General features: G+C 65.8%; 28 protein-coding genes and 1 tRNA gene. 19 read left to right on the forward strand and 10 right to left on the reverse strand.

Translation table 11 applies throughout. The features are described 5' to 3' along the window. Positions 1 to 86: 86 nt before the first annotated feature. From ACG02S_RS02030 to ACG02S_RS02040, 3 genes are read right to left on the reverse strand one after another with little or no spacing between them, the layout of a single operon-like run. The gene (locus ACG02S_RS02030; protein WP_394468768.1) at positions 87 to 959 is read right to left on the reverse strand and encodes a hypothetical protein; all 873 of its coding nucleotides are present in this window, start codon (positions 957 to 959) and stop codon (positions 87 to 89) included. Next, positions 956 to 2,152, reverse strand: coding sequence for an amino acid aminotransferase (locus ACG02S_RS02035; protein WP_394468769.1), 1,197 nt, complete (start codon positions 2,150 to 2,152; stop codon positions 956 to 958). The genes ACG02S_RS02030 and ACG02S_RS02035 overlap by 4 nt, the downstream gene beginning before the upstream one ends. Positions 2,153 to 2,178: 26 nt before the next feature. Further along, complete coding sequence (locus ACG02S_RS02040) at positions 2,179 to 3,267, reverse strand: DUF2332 family protein (protein WP_394468770.1); 1,089 nt, start codon at positions 3,265 to 3,267, stop codon at positions 2,179 to 2,181. Positions 3,268 to 3,324: 57 nt separating this feature from the next. On the opposite strand from ACG02S_RS02040, the gene ACG02S_RS02045 reads away from it, so the two are divergent. After that, on the forward strand, positions 3,325 to 3,969 hold the full coding sequence (locus tag ACG02S_RS02045) for a Crp/Fnr family transcriptional regulator (protein WP_394468771.1): 645 nt from the start codon (positions 3,325 to 3,327) through the stop codon (positions 3,967 to 3,969). A 1-nt stretch (position 3,970) separates the two neighbouring features. Here the strand turns inward: ACG02S_RS02045 and ACG02S_RS02050 are convergent, their stop codons facing one another. Then, positions 3,971 to 4,462 (reverse strand): glutathione peroxidase, encoded by a 492-nt coding sequence (locus tag ACG02S_RS02050; protein ID WP_394468772.1) that lies wholly within the window; start codon positions 4,460 to 4,462, stop codon positions 3,971 to 3,973. Between the two features lie 146 nt (positions 4,463 to 4,608). Here ACG02S_RS02050 and ACG02S_RS02055 point away from each other — a divergent pair, with 146 nt between their 5' ends. After that, the gene (locus ACG02S_RS02055) at positions 4,609 to 5,568 is read left to right on the forward strand and encodes a hypothetical protein (RefSeq protein ID WP_394468773.1); all 960 of its coding nucleotides are present in this window, start codon (positions 4,609 to 4,611) and stop codon (positions 5,566 to 5,568) included. Between the two features lie 108 nt (positions 5,569 to 5,676). Here the strand turns inward: ACG02S_RS02055 and lplT are convergent, their stop codons facing one another. Next, on the reverse strand, positions 5,677 to 6,969 hold the full coding sequence (gene lplT / locus ACG02S_RS02060; RefSeq protein WP_394468774.1) for a lysophospholipid transporter LplT: 1,293 nt from the start codon (positions 6,967 to 6,969) through the stop codon (positions 5,677 to 5,679). A gap of 129 nt (positions 6,970 to 7,098) precedes the next feature. Here lplT and alr point away from each other — a divergent pair, with 129 nt between their 5' ends. Next, positions 7,099 to 8,199, forward strand: coding sequence for an alanine racemase (alr, locus tag ACG02S_RS02065; RefSeq protein WP_394468775.1), 1,101 nt, complete (start codon positions 7,099 to 7,101; stop codon positions 8,197 to 8,199). Beyond that, positions 8,192 to 8,602 carry an alternative ribosome rescue aminoacyl-tRNA hydrolase ArfB gene (arfB, locus tag ACG02S_RS02070; protein ID WP_394468776.1) on the forward strand — a complete coding sequence of 137 codons (411 nt, stop codon included), beginning with the start codon at positions 8,192 to 8,194 and terminating at the stop codon, positions 8,600 to 8,602. Before alr ends, arfB begins: the two co-directional genes overlap by 8 nt. On the opposite strand, the gene ACG02S_RS02075 is transcribed toward arfB, so the two are convergent. Next, positions 8,571 to 9,482 (reverse strand): DMT family transporter, encoded by a 912-nt coding sequence (locus ACG02S_RS02075; protein WP_394468777.1) that lies wholly within the window; start codon positions 9,480 to 9,482, stop codon positions 8,571 to 8,573. The two genes, arfB and ACG02S_RS02075, sit on opposite strands and share 32 nt — an antisense overlap. Next, a complete protein-coding gene (locus tag ACG02S_RS02080) occupies positions 9,482 to 10,111 on the reverse strand; it encodes a LysE family transporter (protein ID WP_394468778.1) in 630 nt (209 codons plus the stop codon). The genes ACG02S_RS02075 and ACG02S_RS02080 overlap by 1 nt, the downstream gene beginning before the upstream one ends. A gap of 96 nt (positions 10,112 to 10,207) precedes the next feature. Between ACG02S_RS02080 and ACG02S_RS02085 the strand changes: the two genes are divergently transcribed. From ACG02S_RS02085 to ACG02S_RS02130, 10 genes are all read left to right on the forward strand, one after another. Beyond that, positions 10,208 to 10,903, forward strand: a complete 696-nt coding sequence (locus ACG02S_RS02085) for a hypothetical protein (protein ID WP_394468779.1) — start codon at positions 10,208 to 10,210, stop codon at positions 10,901 to 10,903. A gap of 14 nt (positions 10,904 to 10,917) precedes the next feature. Beyond that, positions 10,918 to 12,282 carry a DNA repair protein RadA gene (radA, locus tag ACG02S_RS02090; protein WP_394468780.1) on the forward strand — a complete coding sequence of 455 codons (1,365 nt, stop codon included), beginning with the start codon at positions 10,918 to 10,920 and terminating at the stop codon, positions 12,280 to 12,282. 74 nt (positions 12,283 to 12,356) lie between these two features. After that, a complete protein-coding gene (locus tag ACG02S_RS02095) occupies positions 12,357 to 12,788 on the forward strand; it encodes a hypothetical protein (RefSeq protein ID WP_394468781.1) in 432 nt (143 codons plus the stop codon). Positions 12,789 to 12,871: 83 nt separating this feature from the next. Beyond that, positions 12,872 to 13,219 carry an antibiotic biosynthesis monooxygenase family protein gene (locus ACG02S_RS02100; protein WP_394468782.1) on the forward strand — a complete coding sequence of 116 codons (348 nt, stop codon included), beginning with the start codon at positions 12,872 to 12,874 and terminating at the stop codon, positions 13,217 to 13,219. Continuing rightward, positions 13,216 to 13,602, forward strand: coding sequence for a hypothetical protein (locus ACG02S_RS02105; RefSeq protein ID WP_394468783.1), 387 nt, complete (start codon positions 13,216 to 13,218; stop codon positions 13,600 to 13,602). Before ACG02S_RS02100 ends, ACG02S_RS02105 begins: the two co-directional genes overlap by 4 nt. A gap of 36 nt (positions 13,603 to 13,638) precedes the next feature. Continuing rightward, positions 13,639 to 14,571 (forward strand): branched-chain amino acid transaminase, encoded by a 933-nt coding sequence (locus ACG02S_RS02110; protein WP_394468784.1) that lies wholly within the window; start codon positions 13,639 to 13,641, stop codon positions 14,569 to 14,571. A 24-nt stretch (positions 14,572 to 14,595) separates the two neighbouring features. Next, positions 14,596 to 14,811: a zinc-finger domain-containing protein gene (locus ACG02S_RS02115; RefSeq protein WP_394468785.1), complete on the forward strand. Its 216-nt coding sequence runs from the start codon at positions 14,596 to 14,598 to the stop codon at positions 14,809 to 14,811. A gap of 1 nt (position 14,812) precedes the next feature. Beyond that, complete coding sequence (locus tag ACG02S_RS02120; protein ID WP_394468786.1) at positions 14,813 to 15,259, forward strand: YybH family protein; 447 nt, start codon at positions 14,813 to 14,815, stop codon at positions 15,257 to 15,259. A gap of 12 nt (positions 15,260 to 15,271) precedes the next feature. Next, entirely contained in the window at positions 15,272 to 16,237 is a 966-nt protein-coding gene (locus ACG02S_RS02125) for a YheT family hydrolase (protein ID WP_394468787.1), read from the forward strand. Positions 16,238 to 16,250: 13 nt separating this feature from the next. Continuing rightward, the gene (locus tag ACG02S_RS02130) at positions 16,251 to 16,766 is read left to right on the forward strand and encodes a DUF2946 family protein (RefSeq protein ID WP_394468788.1); all 516 of its coding nucleotides are present in this window, start codon (positions 16,251 to 16,253) and stop codon (positions 16,764 to 16,766) included. 58 nt (positions 16,767 to 16,824) lie between these two features. On the opposite strand, the gene ACG02S_RS02135 is transcribed toward ACG02S_RS02130, so the two are convergent. After that, the gene (locus tag ACG02S_RS02135; RefSeq protein ID WP_394468789.1) at positions 16,825 to 17,364 is read right to left on the reverse strand and encodes a c-type cytochrome; all 540 of its coding nucleotides are present in this window, start codon (positions 17,362 to 17,364) and stop codon (positions 16,825 to 16,827) included. Between the two features lie 150 nt (positions 17,365 to 17,514). On the opposite strand from ACG02S_RS02135, the gene ACG02S_RS02140 reads away from it, so the two are divergent. Further along, positions 17,515 to 17,590, forward strand: a tRNA-Arg gene (locus ACG02S_RS02140). A gap of 393 nt (positions 17,591 to 17,983) precedes the next feature. On the opposite strand, the gene ACG02S_RS02145 is transcribed toward ACG02S_RS02140, so the two are convergent. Then, on the reverse strand, positions 17,984 to 20,200 hold the full coding sequence (locus ACG02S_RS02145; protein ID WP_394468790.1) for a metallophosphoesterase family protein: 2,217 nt from the start codon (positions 20,198 to 20,200) through the stop codon (positions 17,984 to 17,986). A gap of 81 nt (positions 20,201 to 20,281) precedes the next feature. On the opposite strand from ACG02S_RS02145, the gene ACG02S_RS02150 reads away from it, so the two are divergent. Beyond that, complete coding sequence (locus ACG02S_RS02150) at positions 20,282 to 21,490, forward strand: nucleoside triphosphate pyrophosphohydrolase family protein (RefSeq protein WP_394468791.1); 1,209 nt, start codon at positions 20,282 to 20,284, stop codon at positions 21,488 to 21,490. Between the two features lie 21 nt (positions 21,491 to 21,511). Here the strand turns inward: ACG02S_RS02150 and ACG02S_RS02155 are convergent, their stop codons facing one another. Next, positions 21,512 to 22,591, reverse strand: coding sequence for a nucleotide kinase domain-containing protein (locus tag ACG02S_RS02155; RefSeq protein WP_394468792.1), 1,080 nt, complete (start codon positions 22,589 to 22,591; stop codon positions 21,512 to 21,514). A gap of 748 nt (positions 22,592 to 23,339) precedes the next feature. Between ACG02S_RS02155 and ACG02S_RS02160 the strand changes: the two genes are divergently transcribed. The 3 genes from ACG02S_RS02160 to ACG02S_RS02170 are packed head-to-tail and all read left to right on the forward strand — an operon-like array spanning position 23,340 to position 24,829. After that, a complete protein-coding gene (locus ACG02S_RS02160) occupies positions 23,340 to 24,056 on the forward strand; it encodes a hypothetical protein (protein WP_394468793.1) in 717 nt (238 codons plus the stop codon). 59 nt (positions 24,057 to 24,115) lie between these two features. Beyond that, entirely contained in the window at positions 24,116 to 24,472 is a 357-nt protein-coding gene (locus ACG02S_RS02165; protein ID WP_394468794.1) for a hypothetical protein, read from the forward strand. 15 nt (positions 24,473 to 24,487) lie between these two features. Further along, the gene (locus tag ACG02S_RS02170; RefSeq protein WP_394468795.1) at positions 24,488 to 24,829 is read left to right on the forward strand and encodes a helix-turn-helix domain-containing protein; all 342 of its coding nucleotides are present in this window, start codon (positions 24,488 to 24,490) and stop codon (positions 24,827 to 24,829) included. Positions 24,830 to 24,846: the final 17 nt, after the last annotated feature.

A 24,846-nucleotide genomic window follows, 5' to 3' on the forward strand; every position in this document is an offset into this window, starting at 1 on the left:
ACCCTTTGTACTGGCCGGCAGGGTAGTGACGCTCAGGACCCGCTGCCAATGAAAGCGGCGTCTTGGCCCATCACCGGGCGTTATGGTCAGAGGCCGGGCGTGGGCCTGGCGCGGCGCTGGAAAAAGCTGTCCAGTTGGCTGCGGTACTGGCGCTGCGCGTCGGGCGACAGCTGCAGCATCAGCCCCTCGCGGAGCATGGTCGCGCCAGCGGGGGTGCCCAGCGCGTGGTCGACCATCCGCACCGCCGCCAGGCCCCATGGCGTGCGCGGGCAGGCCACGCCGCTGGGCACGGGCTCCGCCGCGCCGCGGATGGGCAGCGTTGCGAGCCGCTCCACATCGGGCTGCAGCCGGGCCAGCGCGGCCAGCACGTTAGGAAACTCGAAGGCGAAGTCCGCGCTGCCTCGCAACAGCATGGGCAGGATGTTGCTGCCGAAGTCCCCCGACGTGACCCGCTGCAGCCGCTCCGAGCCCTCGACCTGCGCCAGCTGCGCGTCGATCTGCGGACCGTAGCTGCGGCCGTCCACCAGCAGGCCGCGCCACTGCGGGTCGGCCAGCAGCGCGGCCAGGTCCACCTGACCAGACGCGTCCAGGGGCAGTTCGGCGCGTCGGGCCTGCGGCACCACCAGCTGCATCGGCGGCATCAGCCAGGTGTTGCTGAAGTGAGCCAGGCGCTCGCGCTCGGGCAGGCGCACGGCGCTGGCGTGGCAGACCTGCTCGCCGGCCTCGATCAGCATCCAGCTGCGCTTGGCGTTTGCCACCAGGCGCTGGTGCTGCACGCCGGCCATGCTTGTGGACAGCCAGTTGATCAGGCGGTCCGATGGCCGCTCGGCCCGGCCGCCGTCGCGCTGTACCAGCGTGTCGCCACTGAGCCACGTGATGCGCTCGACCGTGGGAGCGGCCAGTGTCGCGGGCGCCAGCGCCGCCAGTGCGCAGGCAGCCAGCGTGCGCCAGGGGCTCAAGCGCCCAGCACCGCGGCGAACGCCGCGGCCGTGGCCTCCACGTTGCGGGTGTTCAACCCCGCCACACACATGCGGCCCGAGCGCAGGATGTAGACGCCGAACTCGGCCTTCAGCCGCTCGGCTTGGGACTCCGTCAGGCCTGTATAGCTGAACATGCCGCGCTGGGTCAGGAAGTAGTCGAAGTTGCGACCCGGCAGCTTGGCGACCAGCACGCCGTGCAACTGCTTGCGCATGGCCTGGATGCGCTCGCGCATCTCCTTGACCTCGGCCTCCCACATTCCACGCAGCTTCGGGTCCGTCAATACCTTGGCCACCACCTGGCCGCCGTGCATGGGCGGGTTGGAGTAGTTGCGGCGGATCATGAACTTCAGCTGGCCCAGCACCAGTGCCGCCTGGGCAGCGTTGGGGCAGACCACGCTGAGCGCGCCGCAGCGCTCGCCGTACAGGCTCATGCTCTTGGAGAAGCTGTTGGCGATCAGGAAGCTGATGCCCTCGTCGGCCAGCAGGCGCACGGCGAATGCGTCTTCCTCGATGCCGTCACCATAGCCCTGGTAGGCCAGGTCCAGGAAGGGCAGCAGCTCGCGCTCGCGCATGACGGGCACCAGCGCGCGCCACTGGTCGGCCGTCAGGTCCACGCCGGTGGGGTTGTGGCAGCAGGCATGCATCAGCACCACGCTGCGCGTTGGCAGCTGCTCGAAGAAGGCCAGCAGGTCGTCGAAGCGCACGCCGCCGGTCGCGGCGTCGTAGTAGGGATAGGTCTCGCAGACGTGGCCGGAGCCTTCGAACACGGCGCGGTGGTTGTCCCAGGTCGGGTCGGACAGGTAGATCTTGCTGTCCGGGAAGTAACGCTTCAACAGATCGGCGCCCACCTTGAGGCCGCCGCTGGAGCCCACGCCCTGGATGGTGGCGATGCGGCCGGCCGCGATGGCGGGATGGCCGGTGCCGAACAGCAGCTCCTGCACGGCGCTGCGGAAGTTGGCAGCGCCCTCCATCGGCAGATAGGGCCGGGCGCCAGCAGCCTCGACCACGGCCAGTTCGGCGGCGCGCACCGACGGCAGCATGGGGATGCGGCCGTCGTTGTCGAAGTAGATGCCGATGGACAGGTTGATCTTGTCGGCGCGGGGATCCTTCTGGAAGGCCTCGTTGAGGCTCAGGATGGGATCGCCAGCGTAGGCGTCGACGTGCTGGAACATGGGGCGGACTCCTTTGGGAGCGCGGATTATCCGAGCCAATGAATCCAACGGCCGTGGGGGTGGCTCCAGGCGAGGTGGCACTCCTGTTCGCGATGCCGCAACGTCCACAGCGTCGCCGATGCGGCGGACTCGCCCGCGGGCAATGCGGGCGGCGGCGGCACGGGGCAGCGCTCGGCGCTCAAGGCGGGCAGTTCGCCGCAGATCCAGGGCAGGCCCAGCCGGTCCACCTCGGCGCGCAGCCGCACCACATCGGCCGCGTTGAAGTAGTACAGCACCCAGCTGGTCAGCAGCACCGGCTGCACGCCGGCCGGCAGGCCGCGCAGCCAGGGTTCGATGGCGGCGATGCAGTCGTCGGCGGCCGTCAGCGTGACCGGCAGCGTTTGCAGCTGCGCCGCCGCACGCGCCAGCCGCTCGCGGCGGCGCGCGTCGTGCGGCCACAGGCAGGCCTGCAGCCAGCGCAAGCCATCCGCGTCGCTGACGGCAATGGGCGCGGGGTCCAGTCCGTCGCGCTGCGCCAGGCGCCACGCCGCCGCTTCGGGCAAGGGGGCGTCGCCCAGCCACAGCGACTCGATGTCGGCGACCCGGCCGTCGCGGGCGGCGCCGCGCGCGTGCCAGCGGCCGTCGTCGCGGCGGTAGCGCAGCGCGTAGCGGTCCACGCCCAGGTTCAGCCCGGCGCTGCAACCCAGGTCCAGCAAGGCCAGCTCGCCGGCACCGGTCGCGGCGGCCACGGCGCCCAGCGCAGCCCAGATGGCAGCGCAGCGGGCGACCTCGTTGGTCTGTGTCGCGCGATGGCGCATGTGCTCGACCAACCTGACCCACTCGTGCCGCAGGCAGGCGTTGAGCGCGTCGGCCAGACCGGCATCGGGCGCACGCGTGCCGCCGGCGCTGGAGTAATACGCCGCCAGCTCCGGCGCGGCGCCGGCCAGCACACGTTCGTGCAGCGCCGCCAGCAGCAGGTTGACCTTGCGCTGCTCCGGGGGCGCCTCGGCCAGCAGCGCGACAGCGGGGTCGTTCTCGGCTGCTGCGACGCACAGTGCGGCGTACAGAGGTTCCTGCGTGCACTCGTCGCGGCCGAAGCGGCGCAGCAGGGTTCTTTCTTGAGAATCGGTGTCCATGTGCTCCAGCATAGGCAGCCACGGCGCCGGCTTGTGTCGGCCAGCCGACAATGCCGGATGAGCTCCGATCCGGCCTTGCAGTGCGTCTTCGACGCGCTTTTCCCCGGCATTGAGCTGCCGGCCGGGCTCGTCATCCCGCGTCGGCGGCTGGGCGATGGCCGCAGTCTGTTTGTGCAGGGGCAGCGCACCAGTGCTTTCTACGCGGTCGCGGCCGGCGAGATCGAGGCGCGCTTCGCCGGCGTGGACGGCACCGTGTCGGTCCTGGAAAACATCGGATCGCCGCGGCTGTTCGGCCTGGCTGCGTTCGCGGCCGGGCAACCGGCCGGCTACGAGGCGGTCGCGCGAGGCGCCAGCGAGGTGCTGGTGATCGGCCGCGAGGCGTATGTGCGGCTGATGGACGAGGTGCCCGGTTTTGCGCGGGCGCTGCTGGCCGAGTTCGCGCACCGACACGACGGCACGCTGCGGCTGCTGCAGGCCGCCCGTCACCAGGGGGCGGCGGAACGCTTCGCGCTGGCGCTGGCCCAGATCGCCCGCGAGCGCGGCCGGCGGGATGACGGGGGCTGGCTGGAAGTGCCTGCCACGCAGACCGAACTGGCGCGGCTGGCGCACCTGTCACGCCAGACCACCAATGAACTGCTGCAGGCGGCGCAGGCCGAGGGCCGGCTGCGCCTCGGGCGTGGGCGGTTGTGGTTGAGGCCTTAGCTCAAGCGTCCTTCAGCGCCGCCTCGATGTCGCTGCGCAACTTCTCCGGCGCGTCATTGGGTGCGTAGCGCTTGATGACCTGGCCGTCGCGGCCGATGAGGAACTTGGTGAAGTTCCACTTGATGCCCTCGGTGCCCAGGAAGCCCGGCTTCTCGCTCTTCAGGAACTTCCACAGCGGGTGGGCCTCGGCGCCGTTGACCTTGACCTTCTCCATCATCGGGAACGTGACGCCGTAGTTCAGCTCGCAGAAGGAGGCGATCTGGTCGTTGCTGCCCGGGTCCTGGCCACCAAACTCGTTGCTGGGGAAGCCGACCACCACCAGGCCCTGCGGGCCGAGGTCCTGCCAGAGCTTCTCCAGCCCCTTGAACTGAGGCGTGAACCCGCATTCGCTGGCCGTGTTGACGATGAGCAGCACCTTGCCCCGCTGGGAGGCCAGGTCGACCGGCTCGCCGGTGATGGAGACGGCCTGGAAGTCAAACACGCTGGCGCTCATGGAGCCTCCCTAGAAATTCACGTCGATGCTACCGTCCGGCAGCCCCAGGGTTTGTAGCATGGCGCCCGTCATGCGGCTGGCCTTCCAATCGCGCGAAATTCGAGCCTCCCCGCAGGGGGGCGCTGGTCAGCAAAACCCGACACGTCATGTTCATGGATCACCTGGCTTGCTTCACCCCGGCGGACCTCGCCGGCCGCACCCCGCCCGACCTCGGCGACTTCCGCTGGAAGCTGCTGGCGCAAGGGGACTCGTGGTTCTCGAACGCGCTCGCCAAGCTGAACGCTCACGCCAACCTGCTTCAGGAGCTGGTGTTCAAGGAAAGGACTGCCGCAGTTAACTGCGCCGGCACCGGCAACGCGCTGTCGCACCTGGTGGACCTGGCATCCAGCCCTGACTTTGTCCGGCTGCTGACCGGGGCCGACGCCCGAGTGTGGGACGGCGTGCTGCTGTCCGTGGGCGGCAACGACCTCATCGCCGCGGCGCGCACGCCGGCCATGAACGCGAACGGCGAGCCCATCCCGCTGGAGCTGCGGCTGATGCGCCGCCAGACCGAATGGGGCCCGCCGTCGGCCGGCGTCGCCCGCTACTTCTCCGAACCGGGCTGGGCGACATACGCCGAGTACATGCGCGCCAACGTGAAGCACCTGCTGAGCCTGCGCGATCAGGGCCCTTCGGCCGGCAAGCCGGTGTTCATGCACTGCTACGCGGTGCCGATGCCGCGTCCGGCCGGCGCCGAGAGCGCCGATGACCTGGGCGCCGCAAGCGGCCCCTGGCTGTACCCGGCCATGAAGGCCTACGGCGTGCCCGCGGCCGACTGGGCCGCGGTGAGCCGGCTGATGGTGTTCCACCTGGCGCTGCTGCTGAAGGGCATGGCGGCCGACAAGGAGGCCTTCCCGGGTCTGTTCGTGTTCGACTCGACCACGGTGCCGCTGGCGCTGGCCGCGCCGGGCTCCACCGGCATCAGCGGCGACTGGCACAACGAGATCCACCTGAACCACAGCGGCTGCTTCAAGATCGCCCGCGCCTGGAGCGAGGCCATCGAGATGGTGCTGGAGGGCAGGCACCTGATCCAGCCCACGACAGGTCGCAAAGGCCGCAAGTCCTGACAGGCCGTCGCAGCCCGGCCGCTCTTCAAGCGACCGCCGTGGAGACGGCTTTGCCGGCCCACTGGCAGTGCTCGCTTGAGGGGGCGCGCGAGGTGCGTAGGGGGTGGGCTATCTGTCCACGGGAGTGATGTGATCGGAGCGCGCCAGGTCGAGCAGGTGCTCGACCTCTTCCTTGTGCTCGACCAGGTTCCGCTGGTGCCAGCGCTTGATCAGCCACATCGTGCCGGCCACCACCACGCCGAAAATAGTGATGGCGCCGAAGGCCGACAGGCCGAACCGCGTCATGGCCGTGTAAAACGCGCCCAGGCCCAGGATGCAGGCCTGCTCGTTGAAGTTCTGCACCGCAATGCTGCGGCCGGCGCCCATCAGGTTGTGGCCGCGGTGCTGCAGCAGCGCGTTCATCGGCACCACGAGGTAGCCGCCGATGGCGCCGAGCAGGATCAGGAACGGCGCCGCCACCCACACGTTGTGGATGAAGTTCATGAAGATGACCAGCAGGCCCATCGCGATGCCCAGCGGGATCACCGACGTGGCGCGGTCGAGCCGGCAGTACATGGACGCGACGACGGCGCCGGCCGCGGTGCCCACGGCCACCACGCCCACCAGCGACGAGGCCTGCTGCGTGCCGTAGCCTAAAGCGGCGGCAGCCCAAGCCAGCACGATGTAGCGCAGGTTGCCGCTGACACCCCAGAACAGCGTGGTGGTGGACAGCGAGATCTGGCCCAGCTTGTCCTGCCACAGCCGGCTGTTGCAGGCGGAAAAGTCGCGCACCAGGTCGACCGGGCTGTGCGCCAGCGGCTGCAGCGGCGCCTCGGTGCGCGGGATGCGCAGGTTGAACAGCGCGGCCACGATGTACAGCACCACCAGGCTGGCGATGGCGGCCTGCGGGCCGGTGTCGATGCCGGTGTCGATGAAGGGCATGTCGATGCCCAGCAGTGCGCCCGAGATGCGGTCGCCGATCAGCTGGCCGCCCAGCAGCACGCCCAGGATGATGGATGCGATGGTCAGGCCTTCGATCCAGCCGTTGGCCTTGACGAGTTGCGATGGTGGCAGCAGCTCGGTCAGGATGCCGTACTTGGCCGGCGAGTAGGCCGCCGCACCCAGGCCCACGATGGCGTAGGCCGCCAGCGGGTGGGTGCCGAACAGCATCATCAGGCAGCCCACCACCTTGATGCTGTTCGAATAGAACATCACCTTGCCTTTGGGCACCGAGTCGGCGAAAGCGCCCACAAAGGGCGCCAGCACGACATAGAACAGCGCAAACATGGGCACCAGCGCGGCGCGCTGCCACTCGGCGGAGCCGGAGGAGCGCAGCAGCTCGACGGCGGCGACGAACAGCGCGTTGTCCGCCAGCGAGCTGAAGAACTGCGCCGACATGATCGTGTAGAAGCCGCGTTTCATCGGTCGGGGCGCAATCTGGACTGTCTCTTCTGCTTGTAGCTCGTGGGCCGGCAAAGCGGGGGCGGCGCGGGTTTATAGCACGCGTGCCCGCGCCGCCGCTGTCGCCCGGCGGGCGCGCAAAATGACGGCATGCCGCGTCCCATCGAAGCCCTCATCCACACCGACGCCCTCGCGCACAACCTGGCCCGCGCCCGCGCGCAGGCGCCCAACGCCCGGGTCTGGGCAGTCGTGAAGGCCAACGCCTACGGCCACGGCATCGAGCGCGCCTTCGAGGGCCTGCGCGCCGCCGATGGTTTCGCGCTGCTGGACCTGGACGAGGCCCAGCGGCTGCGCGCGCTGGACTGGCGCGGTCCCATCCTGCTGCTGGAGGGCGTGTTCGAGCCGCGCGACCTGGAGCTGTGCTCGCGGCTGAAGCTGTGGCACGCAGTGCACTGCGAGGAACAGATCGACTGGCTGGCCATGCACAAGACGCACGAGCCGCACCGCGTGTTCCTGAAGTTGAACTCGGGCATGAACCGGCTGGGCTTCACGCCCACGGCGTTCCGCGCCGCCTATGCGCGGCTGGAGGCGCTGCCGCAGGTGGACGAGATCGGGCTGATGACCCACTTCTCGGACGCCGATGCGATGCGCCAGGGCGTGGACGGCATTGCCCACCAGCTGGCCGCCTTCCAGGCAGCGACCGAGGGCCTCGCCGGAGAGCTGAGCATCGCCAACAGCGCCGCGACGCTGCGGCATGCGGCGCGCACGGCGCTGGACTGGGTGCGCGCAGGCATCATGAGCTACGGCGGCGTGCCCGACTTTCCGGAGCATGACGCTGCGTACTGGGACCTGCGGCCGGCGATGACACTGCGCTCCAAGGTCATCGGCGTGCAGCAGCTGCAGCCGGGCGACACCGTCGGCTACGGCAGCGCCTATACGTGCGAGCGGGCCACACGCGTGGGCATCGTCGCCTGCGGCTATGCCGACGGCTACCCGCGCCATGCGCCCACCGGCACGCCGGTGCTGGTGGACGGCCAGCGCAGCCGCACGCTGGGCCGGGTGTCGATGGACATGCTGGCGGTGGACCTGTCCGAGCTGCCGGCCAGCGGCTTCGGCAGCGAGGTGACGCTGTGGGGCGAAGGCCCGCACGCCAGCCGCCTGCCCATCGACGAGGTGGCCCAGGCGGCAGGCACCATCGGCTATGAGCTGATGTGCGCGATCGCGCCGCGTGTGCCCGTGCGCAATGCCTGAGTTCCGTTGGTCGCCGCGCACGGACGAACTTCAGTTCGACGCGATCCGCGCCAGCGGCCCGGGCGGCCAGAACGTCAACAAAGTTTCAAACGCGGTTCACCTGCGCTTCGATATTCGCGCCGCGTCCAGCCTGCCCGAGGCGGTGAAGGCGCGGCTGCTGAACTGGGCCGACCAGCGCATCACGGCGGATGGTGTCGTCGTCATCAAGGCGCAGGACTCGCGCAGCCTGGAGCGCAACCGCGCGGATGCCGTTGCGCGGCTGATCGAGCTGGTGCAGGCCGCCGCCCATGTGCCCAAGGCGCGGCGGGCGACCAAGCCGACCTACGGCTCTCAGCAGCGGCGGCTGGAGGGCAAGGCCAAGCGCAGTGGCGTCAAGGCCGGGCGGCGCGCGCCGGCCGAGTAGCCACGAACAGGCTGACCAGGCACAGCGCCATGCCGCCCACCGCCAGCGGCGTCGCCTGCCAGCCCTCCAGCGCGGCCGACACCAGCAGCGCGATGACCGGCACCATGACGCCCACCAGCGCCGCCTGGGCCGGCCCCTTGCGCTCGGCGAGCTGGTAGTACAGCGTGAACGCGACCACCGAGCCGAACACAGCCAGGTACAGCAGGCTGGCGACGTAGCTGGGCGTCCAGTCGAAAGACAGGCCCCGTCCACTCGCCAGCGACGCCAGCAGCAGGAAGGCGGCACCGTAGCCCATGCTCCAGGCCAGCACCGGCACCAGCGGCAAGCCGCGGCGTTGCAGCGCCAGCGTGAAGAAGCCGCCCACACAGGCCACGATGACGGCAAAGAAGCTCAGGCCCAGGCCCATCAGCGCTTCCGGCCGTTCGCCGGTGGCCGCCAGCTCGGGCCAGAAAATCAGCGCCACGCCCAGGACCGCGCCGCTGCTGGCCATCAGAAAGCGGCGGCTGACCGGCTGGCGCCACAGCATCCAGGCGGCCATCGCGTTCATGAACACCAGCAGGCAGAACAGCACGGCGACCAGGCCGCTGGGCACATAGCGCTCGGCTTCGTAGACGGCCCAGTAGTTGCCGGCGTACTGGACGATGCCCGTGGCCAGCGCATAGCCGTGCGCATAGCGCGGCAGACCCAGCGGCACGCCGCGCCAGCGCGCCAGTGCGGCCAGCAGCAGCGCCGAGATCAGGAAGCGCCAGCCCACCGAAGCCAGCACCGGCACCGGGGACGCAAGTTGGTACAGGATGACGTGCCAGGTGCTGGCCCAGATCAGCACCGGCGTCAGGAACAGCAGCCAGGTGGGCAGGCGGCGGGGTGCGTCCGCCGCCATCAGGTGCTGCGTTTGAACGTGGCCAGCAGCGCACCGGCAACAACGAACAGCGACCCGAACACGCGGTTCAACGCCTTGATGTGACTCTCGCTCTTCAGCGCCGCCAGCACGCGCGCCGCCAGCGCCGTGTAGCCCGCCATGACGACCAGGTCGGTGAACGCCAGCGTGGCGCCGATGACGACGTACTGCGGCGCCAGCGGTGCGGCCAGGTCCAGGAACTGCGGCACCACGGCCAGCAGGAACACCGTGCCCTTCGGGTTGACGGCGTTGATGCCCCAGCCGCGCAGCACGAGCTGGCGGCGCGTGGCCTGGATGGCGCCTCCGTCCACGGCCACCAGCGGCCGGGCCGGCGCCCGCCATTGCTGCACACCCAGCCAGACGAGATAAGCCACGCCGGCCCACTTGATGAAGGCGAAGGCCGTTTCCGACGCCGCGATCAGCGCGCCCAGGCCGGCGCTGACGAACAGCACCTGCGTCAGGATGCCCAGGATCAGCCCGAAGGTCATGAAATACCCGCGCCTGAAGCCATGGCTCAGGCCCGCGCTCATGGCCGCCACCGCACCGGCGCCAGGCGACAGGCTGATGGCCCAGCAGGCGGCAAAAAGCGTCAACCAGGTGGCGAATTCCATGTGGGGCTCCAAAGCAATCGGGGGATCGGTGCCCAGTGTGCCCGACGCCGGCTGGCCGGGCCGGTCGTCATGCCCGTTGCGGCCAGAATCCCGCCCATGACACGCGCACCGTCCGTTGAACGGCACATCCTCGCCATCCGCGGCCGGCTGCGGACGCAGCGCTGGCTGCGCCTGCACGTGGGCCTGATCGCGCTGTGTTGCCTGGGCTGTCTGTGGCTCAGCGGCGCGTTGTTGCGCTGGGCCGGCGTGGACGCGCTGTCGCTGCGCTTTGGGCTGAGCCTGCTCTTCAGCTACGGCGTCTATCTGGGGTTGCTGCGGTTGTGGGCGGCCTACCTGCTCGGTCGTGGCGACGCCGACATCTCGGATGCCGCCGAGTTGGGCTGCGAGGTGGCGGAATCCGGCGGCAGCCTCGGCGGCCGCGCACTGGACGCCGCGGAGCTGGCCGGCGGACTGGACGAGGGCGCGCTGGTGTTGCTGCCCATCGCCGCGTTGGTGGGCATGGCGCTGGCGTTGGCGGCGCTGCTGGGCGCGGGCGTGACGCTGCTGTTCGGCGTGGAGGTGCTGCTGGCGGTGTCCGTGGAGGTGGCGCTGGCGGCGTTTGCCGCCGGCCTGGCCTGGCGGCACCAGCGCCAGTTCGAGCGTGGCGGCTGGCTGCGCTGCGCGCTGCGGCACACCTGGGCCGGCGCGTTGGCATTAGGCGTCGCCGGCGTGGGGCTGGGCGCGGCCCTGGACCACTGGATGCCGGAGGCCGAATCGTTGCCGCATGCCGTCAGGATCTGGCGCGCACCGTGACGACAATGGCCACCATGGCCACAAGCAAAAGCATCTACACCTGCACCGAGTGCGGCGGCACCAACGCCAAGTGGCTGGGCAAATGCCCGCACTGCGGCGCCTGGAACACGCTGACCGAGACCGCCGCCGAACCCGCAGGCAGCGCCAAGAACCGCTACCAGTCGCTGGCGCGCAGTCAGCCGGTGGCCACGCTCAGCGAGATCGAGGCCAGCGACTTCGAGCGCACGCCCACCGGCCAGGAGGAGCTGGACCGGGTGCTGGGGGGGGGCATCGTCGCCGGCGGGGTGGTGCTGATCGGCGGCGACCCGGGCATCGGCAAGTCGACGCTGCTGCTGCAGGCCGTGGAATCGCTGTCGCAGACCGTGAAGGTCTTGTATGTGACCGGTGAGGAGTCGGGCGCCCAGGTCGCGATGCGCTCGCGCCGACTGGGCCTTGCGGGTGACAAGGTGCGCGTGCTGGCCGAAATCAGCCTGGAGAAGATCCTCGCCACCATCGACGTGGAAGAGCCGGACTTCTGCGTCATCGACTCCATCCAGACGCTGTACTCCGAGCAGCTGTCGTCGGCGCCGGGTTCGGTCGCGCAGGTGCGCGAATGCGCGGCGCAACTGACGCGCACGGCCAAGGCGCGCGGGTGCGCCATCGTGCTGGTGGGCCACGTGACGAAGGAGGGCGCTTTGGCTGGCCCGCGCGTGCTGGAGCACATCGTCGACACAGTGCTGTATTTCGAGGGCGATACGCATTCCAGCTTCCGGCTGGTGCGCGCCATCAAGAACCGTTTCGGCGCCGTCAACGAGATCGGCGTGTTCGCGATGACGGAGAAAGGGCTGAAGGGCGTGGCCAACCCGAGCGCCATCTTCCTGAGCACGCACACCGAGCCGGTGCCGGGCAGCTGCGTGCTGGTCACGCTGGAAGGCACGCGACCGCTGCTCGTAGAGCTGCAGGCGCTGGTGGACAGCGGCGGCGTCAGCCCGCGGCGCCTGTCGGTCGGCCTGGACCGCGACCGGCTGGCCATGCTGCTGGCGGTGTTGCACCGGCACGCGGGCGTGGCCACGGGCGACCAGGACGTTTTCGTCAACGCGGTAGGCGGTGTGCGCATCACCGAACCGGCGGCTGACCTGGCGGTGATGCTGGCCATCCAGAGCAGCCTGCGCGGCAAGGCGCTGCCCAAGGGCTTCATCGCGTTCGGCGAGGTCGGCTTGGCCGGCGAGGTGCGCCCCGCACCACGCGGGCAGGAACGGCTGAAGGAGGCGGCCAAGCTGGGCTTCAGCGTGGCCGTGGTGCCCAAGGCCAACGCGCCCAAGAAGGCCATCGACGGGCTGACCATCCATGCCGTTGAGCGCGTGGAACAGGCCATCGAGGTGCTGCGCGGCCTGGTCTGAGGGGCGCGTTTCCCATGGGTGCACGAGGCCCCCAACTCTGCTTAGGATGGGGTCTCGTTCCCGGAGACCGCTTCATGTCCGATCCCGCCAACCTCAGGCAACACGCACGTATCGATTTTCTCGGCGCTCAGCACGACGCCGACTCGCTGCCGGGCTGGGTGTTCAAGCCCGTGCAGTTCAGTCAGGGCCCCGCCGGCCTGGTGCTCAACCTGAGCGATGGCGGTCTGCAGGTGCTCACCAGCGCCATCGAGCCGCTGACCGACGACAAGTACGAGGTCGTGCTGCTGCTGGGCCGCTCGGATGTGGACGACGACGACGAGCAGGTGTCGTGGTTCAACGGCGTCGTGGAGCGCAAGTGGTCGCGCCCAGTTCCGCGCATGGGCATCCTGCACGGTCTGTGTTTCACCGCGCGCAACTCGACGGCCGAACAGTTCCTCAACGGGCACCAGGCCGCGCTGGAAGCTGGCCAGTGGGTGCGCTGCGTGCTGCTCAAAGCCCCCGGCTGACGGCTCGTGGCAGGATGCGCGCCCTGAGCGCCGCGCCGGGCTGCCCCAAGCAGCTCGCGCCGCAGGCGAAGCCGAAGGTACCCATGTCCGCCCTGCCCGAACCTCCGTACTACGCCGTCATCTTCACCAGCCAGCGCACGCCCGTCGACCAGGGCTACGGTCAGATGGCTGATCGCATGGTCGAACTCGCGGCCGCGCAGCCAGGCTACCTGGGCATGGAAAGCAGCCGGGGCGACGATGGCCTGGGCATCACCGTCTCCTACTGGCGCAGCGCCGATGACATCGCCGCCTGGCGCCGGCATGCCGAGCACAAGGTAGCCCGCGACACCGGCCGCAGCGACTGGTACCAGCACTACACGCTGCGCGTGGCCCGCGTCGAGCGCGCCTACGGCTGGCAGCGCAGTGCCGGCGCACAGGATCCGCAGGCATGAACCCCTGGATAGGACTCGCGCTGGCGCTGGCCGCGCTGCTGGCCGGCGGCGCCTTCTTCGGCTGGCAGGGCATCGTCTTCGCGACGACCGGCATCGTGTTCTGGCTGCTGCTGCAGATGAGCCGGCTGATGCGGCTGATGCAGAAAGCCGGCGCCGCCCCGCTGGGCGCGGTGGCCAGCGCCGTCATGCTGAACAGCCGGCTGCATGCGGGCATGAAGCTGATGGAACTGATCAAGCTGACGGGCAGCCTGGGGCAGAAGCAGGCGGAGGACACCTACGTGTGGCGCGATGCCGGCGGCGACGCGGTGGAAGTGGTGCTGAAGAAAGGCAAGCTCGTCGAGTGGCGGCTGATCCGCGCGGCGGATGGCGAGGCGACTTCGTAAAATCGCGGTTTTACTGACCTGCACCTGGAGTACCCGATGGTTCCGGCCCCCCTGCACGACCGCGACGGCAAGATCTGGATGGACGGCGAGCTCGTCGACTGGCGCGACGCCAAGATCCACGTTCTGACGCACACGCTGCACTACGGCTGCGGCGCCTTCGAGGGCGTGCGCGCCTATGACACCGTCAACGGCACGGCCATCTTCCGGCTGCAGGAGCACACGCAGCGCTTGCTGAACAGCGGCAAGATCCTGCGCATGAAGGTGCCGTTCTCGGCCGAGCAGATCAACGACGCCCAGCGGGAAGTCGTCAAGGCCAACGGCCTCAAGAGCGCCTACATCCGTCCGCTGATCTGGATCGGCTCCGAGAAGCTGGGCGTCAGCCCCAAGGGCAACCAGGTGCACCTCATGGTGGCCGCATGGAGCTGGGGCGCCTACCTCGGCGAAGAGGGCCTGAAGCGCGGCATCCGAGTGAAGACCAGCTCCTACACGCGCCACCACGTCAACATCACGATGACGCAGGCCAAGACGGTGTCCAACTACACCAACTCCATCCTGGCCAACATGGAAGCCACCGACGACGGCTACGACGAGGCGCTGCTGCTGGACGCGTCCGGCTTCGTCTCCGAGGGCGCGGGCGAGAACCTGTTCGTCATCAAGAACGGCGTCGTCTACACGCCCGACCTGTCGGCCGGTGCGCTCAACGGCATCACCCGCAACACCATCTTCGCGATCTGCCAGGACCTGGGCCTGAAGCTGGTCGAGAAGCGCATCACCCGCGACGAGGTCTACATCTGCGACGAGGCCTTCTTCACCGGCACCGCCGCCGAGGTGACGCCCATCCGCGAGCTGGACCGCATCGAAATCGGCAGCGGCAGCCGCGGCCCGCTGACCGAGAAGATCCAGACGGCCTTCTTCGACATCGTCAACGGCCGCAACCCCAAGTACGCCGAGTGGCTCACTGCCTGCTGATCGGCGTCTGAGAGCAAGAAACCCATGAGCACCACTACCCACGCCCCCGCCGTCGTTGAAGTCACCGCCAAGGACTGCAACGACAACGGCACCGTCTTCTGCCCCAACCCCAAGATGGCGTTGTGGAGCAACCATCCCAAGGTCTTCATCGACCTCACCCACGGCGGCCAGGGCCAGTGCCCGTACTGCGGGACGGCCTACAAGCTCAAGGCTGGCGAAGTCGTCGGCGGCCACCACTGACATGCCCCGTTCCGCCGCCCAACAGGCCGCGCTGCTGGCTTCGCCGGAAGACACCGAGGCTCAGTTCTATGAAGCCTTGCAGCACGCCGACGTCGACCGCCTGATGTCGCTTTGGGCCGACGAAGAAGATATCGCCTGCGTGCATCCGGGCGGCCCGCGCATCGTGGGCCTGACGGCCATCCGCGCCGCTTTCGAGGCCGTGTTCCAGCGCGGCGCGGTCAACGTGCATCCCGAGCGCGTGCGCCGGCTTCACAGCGGCGATTGCGCCATCCATCATGTGCTGGAGCGCGTGCAGCTGCACGGCGAGGTCGCCCATCAGGCCTGGGTCATCGCGACCAACGTTTATCTGAAGACGGCGCTGGGCTGGCGCCTGGTGCTTCACCACGCCAGCCCCGGCAGCGCGGGCGACGTGCAGGAACTGGTGGCCGACGCCGGCACGCTCCACTAGGCGCCTCGGGCGATGCAGTACCGCGCCCCCCGCTGGCTGCCCGGCGGCCATGCCCAGACCATCTGGCCCGCGCTGTTCAGCCGCCGGCACGACGGCCCTGCACCCGACTGGACGCGCGAGCGCTGGGACACGCCGGACGGCGACTTCATCGACGTCGACTTCATGGCGGATGCGCCGGCCGGCGCTCCACTTCTCGTGCTCTTCCACGGCCTGGAGGGTGACCGTACCAGCCATTCCAGCATCGCCTTCGCCAGCGTGGCGCGCGAGCGCGGCTGGGCGATGGCGCTGCCGCACTTCCGCGGCTGCTCGGGAGAGCTGAACCGCGCGCCACGGGCCTACCACTCCGGCGACTACGAGGAAATAGCCTGGATCTTGAAGCGCCTGCGCGAGCGCCACGGCGACCGGCTGCTGGTCGCCGGCGTGTCACTGGGCGGCAATGCGCTGATGCGGTGGGCCGAGGAGGCCGGCACGCAGGCGGCGCACGTCGTGCAGGCGGTCTGCTCCATCTGCTCGCCCATCGACATGAAAGCCGCCGGCATGGCCATCGACCGCGGCTTCAACAAGCAGGTCTACGCGCGCCGCTTCCTGCGCACCATGATCCCGAAGGCGCTGCGCAAACTGCAGCAGCACCCCGGCCTCTTCGACGGCGAACGGCTGAAGCGCGCGTCCACCATCTACGAGTTCGACGATCTCTTCACCGCGCCGCTGCACGGCTTCAAGAGCGCCGAGGACTATTGGGCCCGCGGTTCGTCCAAGCCCCACCTGCACCGCATTCGCGTGCCCGCACTGGTGCTGAACGCGCGCAACGACCCTTTCGTGCCCGGTCACAGCCTGCCGCATGCCGCTGAAGTGGGCGCTTATGTGACACTCTGGCAGCCCGGTCACGGCGGCCATGTCGGTTTCGCGTCGGGCGGCCTGCCGGGCCATCTGCTGACCATGCCGCAGCAAGTCTGCGACTGGCTGGCGCGGCAACGATGAAGGACCCCACCCGATGGATGACATCGTCCAGGCCGCGCTGAAGAAGTGGCCCAACGTGCCGCATTGCTATGGCTGGCTGGCGCTGGATGCTCGCGGCGACTGGTACATGCGCGACGACCGCATCCAGCAGGCCGGCCCGTTTCCGCGCGTGAAGGGCAGCCGCATCGAACACGACAAGCTGCTGGCCTTCATCGGCCGCAACTACGACGTGGACGAGCGCGGCGCCTGGTTTTTCCAGAACGGGCCGCAGCGCGTCTACGTTGAGCTGGAACTGACGCCGTGGGTCTGGCGCCTGCAGCCCGGCGGCGGCGTCACCAGCCACACCGGCTGCGCCGCGCAGGTCGAGTCTGTCTGGCTGGACGAGGCCGGCCACCTCTACCTGCTGACCGACCTCGGTTTCGGCCTCGTGCACACGCAGGACATGGGCCTGGCGGCCGAGGCCGTCGAAGCCGGTCGCTGGACGCCGCAGGACTGCCTCGCGGCCAAGCTGCCGTCGCTCTATCGGTACCAGCGTCGGCCGCACCCCTGAGATCGACAGGCACAAGAAAGCCCGCTCTCGGCGGGCTTGGTGCTGTCAGCGGGGTCGCTCAGTTCGCAGCCGAAGCGGCCGGGGCCGGCATCTTGGGCTCGTCGAACTTGGCGCCGCCGGCGTTGGCCATGTAGACCACTGCGCGCTGGATCTCAAAGTCGCTGAAGTCGCCGCCGCCCTGCGGGCCCATGTTGCCCTTGCCCGCCAGTGCGGAATGCAGCAGCGCCTCGACGCCGCTCTTGATGCGCGGTCCCCAGGCGGCCTCGTCGCCCAGCTTGGGCGCACCGGCCAGGCCGGCGCCGTGGCAGGCCGCACACTGGGCCTGATATACCTGCTCGCCGGTCTTCATCGAGGCCGCGTCGTTGGCGTCCTTGACCTCCACGTGGCCCAGCGGCGCGATGCGCGCGGCCACGGCCTCGCCCGTCAGCGCCTCGGTGCCGGCAGCCGGCTTCGTCGCGGTGCTGACGTAATTGGCCAGCAGGATGATGACGATCACGGGCACCACGAAGGAAAAGAACACTGCCCAGGCCAGTTGCTTGGGCGTTTTGATCGGTCCGGTGTGGGCGTCGTCTTCGTCGTGGTCGTGGCTGGCGCTCATGGAGTCCTCTTGGCTACCTTGTCGTCTTCTTGGGGATCTTCTTCCGTGACACCGCCGCAAGGCGAGGCGACACGAAAAACCGCCGAATTATAGGCAGGCCCCAATCGACGCTCCGACCGGTAGAACCCCGCTGTTAGAATCTGCGGCTTCGCGCCCGTAGCTCAATGGATAGAGTACTGCCCTCCGAAGGCAGGGGTTGTTGGTTCGATCCCAACCGGGCGCGCCAGATTCAGGCCATGCAAGTCGCTGACTTGCATGGCTTTTTCTATTTTTTGGCTGGTTGAGGAGAAACGCTTGACGGCTATGTGGGCCAAAAGTGGGCCAAAGCGGTTTCGAAAAAGTTGCAGCACAGGCATGCGAACGGCCATTGGCAGTCTCTTTCGACGTGGTCACCGCGGCAGCCAGGTTTGCCACGATGCAGCCAAGTTGACAGCCCCTGCATCGAAACGGATCCCAACCTGCCCGGCGATGACGGCGCCCCTGGATGTGTGGCGACAATCACATCGACCAACTTGGGGCGCAAGACGCCTAAACGTTTCTGCGCATCGGTTGAGTCCCGCTGAACTATTTAGGCAATCTCAACCTCGGCAAAGCGCGCCACGCCTTGGCTGGTGGCCTCTTATGGCAGTGACTTGAGCAACGCCGAGCCCTGCTCGATTGCCGTCTGCAGTGCCGCCTGCAGGCTCAACACCGCATCGCCACGCTCGTTGTCTCCGGCGGTAAGAACCCACTTCCCGACTCTCACGAGCTCTTCCAGACACTTAGCGTGGTTCCCAGTACTTGAGTCTTTGTTGCCGACACTCTTCAAATATTCGGCGACGCGGGAGGGGCCTTCGATTGTCACGCCCGTTCTCGCGCCGTCCTCTTCTTTCGCTGTCTCGGCAAGCTGCTTGAGGCAACGCAGCCACTCAGTGGCCACAGTTTTCTGCTGGTCATTCGCGGCGCCGCCCGCCAGCATCGCGTGGGCAACGATGAAGAGTTTGTGCGGGGCTTGGTCAACCCATCGGTCGATGATTGGCACAGCCACATCAGATGGGGGTGCCTTCTCAAATCGTGCTTCTGCAGCGATGGTGGTAATCCGTCCGCACTTCCATTTCTTCCCGGCCACGGAAAGTTGGATGTGCCTGAGCTCTGCCACGTTCACCGGCCACCACTTAGAGATTTCCTGCGCGCGGTAGTAAGCAATGCAATCAAGGTGAGAGTCCCTGTCATCCGACCGCAGTCGGAATTGAACGAGAACAAATGACGCGAACTCGGTCTTGCGCCCCCCTACCTTCGCGACGAAGTCGATTGCTGGGTCAATGAGAAGCGCCAGCGCCCGCGTTGTCCTACCGTTCGCCTCGAGCTCCTTCTTTGCTTGCTCCAACTGATTTATGTTTTGCGCAAATCGCTTCAGTCGTTCCCCGTGCCGATAAGGGACGCGGGATCGCATCTGCGAGGTTGAGGTCTGCCACCAATCCACAAGCTGACTCAGCCACTCCGCAGATTCATCGACTGTTCCATTGCCTGCGTTGAAGTGTTCAGTCGTCCGCGGATATGAGTCCGGCAACTGCCTGATTTGTTCTGAATTCGCTAGGTCAAGGTGAACAATCAGGGGGGCGGGGTCTGAACGCATCGCGGCAGCCGCAAGCTTGGCTCGCTCGTACACTTGGTTGTAGTCGTGCCCCTGCACCACAACCGGGGCACCTGAACTCATCTCGGCGTAGGGCCACAACCGGCCGTTGGCATCGTCTTCCTCGAAATCGTGGTCAAGCCCATCCCGGGGAAGTGGAACACTTGTGGTCTTCACGTGCGGAACCCAGGGGAGTCCGGAAACGCTAACCAAGTTCATTGCCTGCAGATGTGACTGCGGTGACGTCGAGCCTCCAGATAGCATCAATACGCGATGCAGCGGTTTTCCTGTGCGGACCTCAATGTGGTCGAAATGTTTGCGTGCAACGTGCTTGTGCCCATGCATCACTACGGCAATGTTCTGTTGAGCGATGAACGTTCGAAGGCGCTCCAGATTCGTGACGTCCGAAAATTGCTTAACCTCTTCGGTGTGGTCCGGAGCGCGCAGATGATGGTGCATCACGAGGATGCGCAATTGCCCAGTTGATCCGACGGCATCGTTCAACTGCCGGCACAGAAGCCTCAGAACCTCGAATTGATGTTCGGACACTCGCGCCATGTCGTAGTAGCGAAGCTTGTCCAACTCCTGCTTGAACTTCTTTTGCAGCTCCGGCTCAGCGCTGAGAAGTCCCGGAATAGTGTCCCAGCGGGCACGCAAATCGTCGGTGAGCGCGGACGTCTGCGACCAGTTGCAAGAGTTGAGGGCAACGATGGCCCAGAGCCCACCCTCTCCAATCAAAACGTGCTTGTGCAGGTCGGCCTCTCCCTTCTTGTCGACACCGTCGAGCCATGGGGTCACGCAACCGGCGTTTCGCCAAGTCTTGATGAATCCGTCATACCTCGCCTCAGTGCTGGGAGTAGTGCCTCGCTGAATGTCGTGATTGCCTGGAACCGCCACGATACGAGGTGGCTCGATTCCGAACGGCCGTAGGTGCCGCAGCAAGGCCTCCAGAAGCACCTGGTCCCCGCCCGAGGGGCCTCGCGAGAGCGCATCGCCGCTGAACACCACAGCGCCAAGCTTTTGCCCGTGGTCCGTCAGGTGCTCCGCGATTCTTCCCAACGCCTTGTCGTACAGCTCTTCGCGAGTTGGACCATCCCAGTTCAGGGCCTCGATGGTCACCTTTCCGTGGTCATCCCACGGAAAGTGAGTACCAGAAACGCTCAGATGCGTGTCCGTGATGTGCAGCAGGCGTGCAGACGCCGCGTTTTCCTTCTGAAGGCTCATCTTGTTGGCGTCCTAGAATACTCCCTAATCTTCCCCTCCACCGCTCCTTCGGCCGCTCGGCCAGCTGATGGATAGAAGCCCTTGAACTTGACCCGCAGCCAAGTCCACTCATCCGAAGGCGGATCGCTTCGCCTGGATGTGTATCAGAACTTTACGGCCATTTCGGACCGCTCCGACTCGCCAGGAATGGGTGGGTTGGACTTCGTATTGCTCGGACTTTTCGGTGAGGTCGGGAGCCTCCTAAGCGCGCTCAAGAAAAAGAAGCGAGACAAGGATGCATATGCCACCTACGAGGACTCTGTCCTCGAGGAGATTGGTGACGCGCTGTGGTACCTGGCGAACGCAGCTGGTCGCGGAAGGTTGTCGCTTGAGGAGCTAGGCCGCCGGGCCGTTCAAGGTCAGGGATATTCAGCCCCCAGCGCAAGCAGCATCCAGGGCTTCGCGGACCTCCAGCCCACACACTTCTCACCTGAGCTACAAGAGGCTCCGCTGGAGGCATGTCTCATCCAACTTGCTGCCAAGACTGGCGCCCTGTTAGACAGCTTCGCCGCAGGGAAGTTTGAGCAAAACCTAGACCGTTTCGCGGCAGACCTAATAGATGTCTTCCGCTCGCTCATCCAAGCAGCGAACCTCGCTCACGTGCCTCTCGACTTGGCGGCTAGGCTAAACATTGCCAAATCTGAAGGGCGCTGGCCTCAGGAGAAGATTTGGGCGCCAGCCTTTGATGAAGGCTTCCCGGAAAACGAGCGCTTCCCAAGAAAGATGTCGTTCCGCTTCGATGAAATCGTTGAGAACGACGGGCGGACCAGAGTTCGGCTAAGTCGAGATGGCGCTGTCATCGGCGACAAGCTGACCGATAACCGTTGGAGGGAAGATGACTATCGCTTCCACGATATCTTCCATCTCGCCCATGCGGCAATACTAGGTTGGTCGCCAACGCTGCGGTCCATGCTTCGCGCCAAGCGAAAATCTAACCAATTGGTTGACGAGAATGAAGACGGCGCGCGAGCGAACCTAATTGAAGAAGGTATTGCGAGTTGGGTATTCAATCACGCCGAGCGCGCAAAGTTCTTCCGGTCCACGCCTTCTCTTGACTTCAACATCCTAAAGACAATCAAAGACTTTGTACAAGGCTACGAAGTGCAGACCCTACCCGCTTGGCAGTGGGAATTAGCAATTCTTGAAGGATTCAAGGCGTTCAGACTGCTTAAGGAACATCGCCGAGGCATCGTCGACCTCGACCTTGACGCCCACACCCTAACATTCAGGTTGGTTCATAGCGAAGAATGAACAGGCGGCGGGAGCCGACATTCATATCGCAAGTGACACTTCAAGTTTCCACTTTGGTGGGAACATGGGCCTCGGCATCTCTCCCGTCGGAGAGTACTTCTGCTTGATTCGTGCTCTTCCCGTGAGCTCGCTAAGCTCTGGGTGTGCAACACGCGCGTACTTGTCCACCTCGCAAAAGAGGTTTTGACAGTCGATGAGGTGCAGCTTTCGCCCCCACAGGCCGTTGAAACTGAGCCCACGCTCAGCGAACTCCGCGGCCTGCCGGTCAGCTACCCATCGGATGGCATCCGCCGGGGAATATTCGCCCAAATCGGAGAAGCACTTCTTAATTCCATTGAGCGCTCCCGGACCAGGCTGAACAAAATCATCCTCGCTAAAACAGAAATTCGTAGAATAATTCAAGTCTATCGCATACTGATAGGCCAAAAACGGGCCAACACTCGGGATGCCAAGGAGTAATTCATAACACTCCCGCATGGATTTTGAGTCCAAAATTTTATCCCCGATCCCACTCAAAAAAATCCACTTCAGCAAATCGAGATGGGTGCGATGCTTATAACTTCCTTCCAGCAGACGCGGAGCATTTGGCATTATGTACGCAGCAGAATAAATGCGCGCGCCGCTAGAGATTGCTCGAGAGAGGACGGCATCAAACTTAGGAACATCGAAACTGGCAAGCTTGAGTTCACCAAATTGAGATGACAGAAGCTCCCACGTCTCAATCTTGTTGAAGAGCTTAAACAGGATTGTTCGGAACAAGACATCCTTCGGAGACCAAGCTCCGTTGTAGATGATCTGGGAGATGAGGTACTGACTCACCCTATCAGCTGCCCGATAGGCATTCGTGAACTTGTAGACACGAAGGATAGGGTCCTCGGTCCAAGGCCCCAGTCCCCCGCTAAACCGCTTGAGATAGAGCGCCTGGCGGGCTGCAGCAAACTTCCAGTAGGTAGCGTAAGCCTTTGAAGGCGTAGGCGGCGTGCGCCTCACAAACACCGTCAACCTACCGGTCGACGGCGTCTCAGAGAGGGGCGAAAGCGACTCAGACAGAACGGCCAAAAATGGTCTCCGCAGCACAACGGTCCAGTCGAATTTTCGCACGCGGGCCGAGGTGGGACGCCCCCGCAATCCCGCTCTGGTTAATCGATCCAGTGACAGCTACCGTCCTGCCATCATGACCAGCTGTTGACACAGCGCAGCTTCACGCGACGCCAGGGATGTTCCACTGCCTAAAGCATCCCAGCAACCCCTGCTCCATCAACGTTCCTAAGAGGTATAGAGCCTTGGAGACCGCAGCAGTCCTTGAACGTCAGCCGCCTTCGGCGTCGAAAGCATCACTGACTGCGCCGGCCGTCCCTCCGACACTTCACGTCTCAGTGGCCTGGGGGCGCCTCGGTAGCGTCGACGAGCTCAATGCAGCGCTGGTTCTAGTGCCAAGCCCCCAACTGGGCGACTTCGCGCTGCTGCTCAGCAGCTCGAGCAAGACGCTAGTCGTCTACCTGGATCTGACAGCACCAGACGTCTGGGCAACGGTTCAACGCTGGAAGGAATCCGGCTCCATCGAACTTTGTGTCCACGATGGATCTGAGCAATCCCGCGGGGGAGTCCGGCTCCACGTCGACCGTGCTGCCGACATTGGACTCGAACGCTGGCACCGCCGCCCAACGCACACTCCTCGACCATGGCCTGAGCGCGCGCAGGAACTGGCGGAAACACTCTCCAACACAGCTTCGTTGGACTGGTGCAGGCTTACCGTGGCGAAGCACTGACGACCTCCACTTCATAGCTGATGGCCCCACCTCGGAATCAACTGCTAGCGTCGCAACACTGAAGCCTCCGTGTTTGTGCCATGTTGAACCTCCAGGTCAGTCAAAAGCCCATCCTCGAACACACCGACTCGGACGGCAGCGTCATCCTTGACTTGGCCCCGGGCTTCCTTGCTGTTGCACTAGTCCGGCGTGGCCAAGGCGTCCGGGTCGCGTCGGCTGCTGAAAACCAACTCCTGGGCAAATCCACCGAGCGCCAGCGCGACGGCTTCTTGGCAGGACGCCATGCAGCACACCTAGCATGCCTACGTCTAGGCATTGCCTGCGAGCTCATCGGCCGCGGCCGCCATGGTGAACCCCTCTTTCCCGCTGCGCTGCGCGGCAGCATCAGCCACTCCCGCACGGTTGCCGTGGCGGCGGTTGCCCAAGCGACGGCTACGCAAGCTGTGGGCGTGGATGTCGATGACGAGCGAAACCTCCCAGCCATTGCGATGGCCGACATCAGCTGGAAAAGCGAAGTCTCACGGCTGCAGACCTTCCTGAGCCTCTCGGACCTGCACGCGGCTGAACGATTTGCCTTCTCAGCCAAGGAAGCCGTTTTCAAGTGCCAGTTCCCGCTGACCCAGAACCGACGCCTTGGCTTCAAGCAAGTCAGCCTCTGGCCGCTGAAGTCCGGCGAAGGCTTGCAAGTTCGTCCTCACAGCACCGCTAAAGCGACAGCAGAGGTTCTCCGACGGATTTCGGTCGTCACGTTGAGCTGCCAGGGGCATCGGGTGGTCATTGCAACGGCAAACCAATGATGTTTGATTTTCCAACAAAAGATGCTAAATTTCGTTGGAAATCCGAACAGGAGAATATCTTGTCCAAGAAGATGAACCCCCAGGAGTTCGAACAACTGCGCCCGACGCTTCGGGCTCGCTTGAGCCAGGCGCTTGAGGAGGAGCAGTCGGATGACTTGGCCGTTCCCGACCTCAAAGACAATCCCATGTGGGAGACCCCAGAGGTGGACTCGAAGTCGGTCGCAAAGCTCTCTCCGCTCGTCAAGGAAATCACGGGAAGCTCGCTGCGTCCTGAGTGGATTCAGAAGGGCGGCTACGCCAGCATTTTCGAAGCGGTGACCGACATCATTGCCAAGATTCACCAGCATCGGGTTGGCATCGCGGATGCCCCAGCCTCTTCGCCAAGCGAAGTAAATGAGGAGGTCGCGGCCCACTGATTAGGAGCGCCCAACATGAACGAACAAGACGCAATCGCTGCGCGGCTGAAAGAAGCTCGCGAGTACCTGGGACTGTCTCAGCAAGATGTTTCAGACCAGACAGGAATCCCTCGCTCCGCTGTCTCGCTCATCGAGAGCGGCAAGCGCCGAGTGGCCTCGCAAGAGCTGGCAGCGCTGGCAAAACTGTACTCCCGTCCTGTGGGCCACTTCACCGGCGAGCAGGTTCAGGATTTCCCGGAAGACGTGAACATGCTGGCGCGCCAAGCCTCAACGCTTTCTGAGAAGGACCGTTCCGAGTTGATGCGCTTTACCGAGTTCCTCATCCAACGGTCTCAGCAAGGCGATGGCGACAAGTAAGCGCAACGCCATCCTTT

It is taken from the genome of Pelomonas dachongensis, assembly GCF_043555865.1.
GTDB classification, from domain to species: Bacteria; Pseudomonadota; Gammaproteobacteria; order Burkholderiales; family Burkholderiaceae_C; genus Pelomonas; species Pelomonas dachongensis.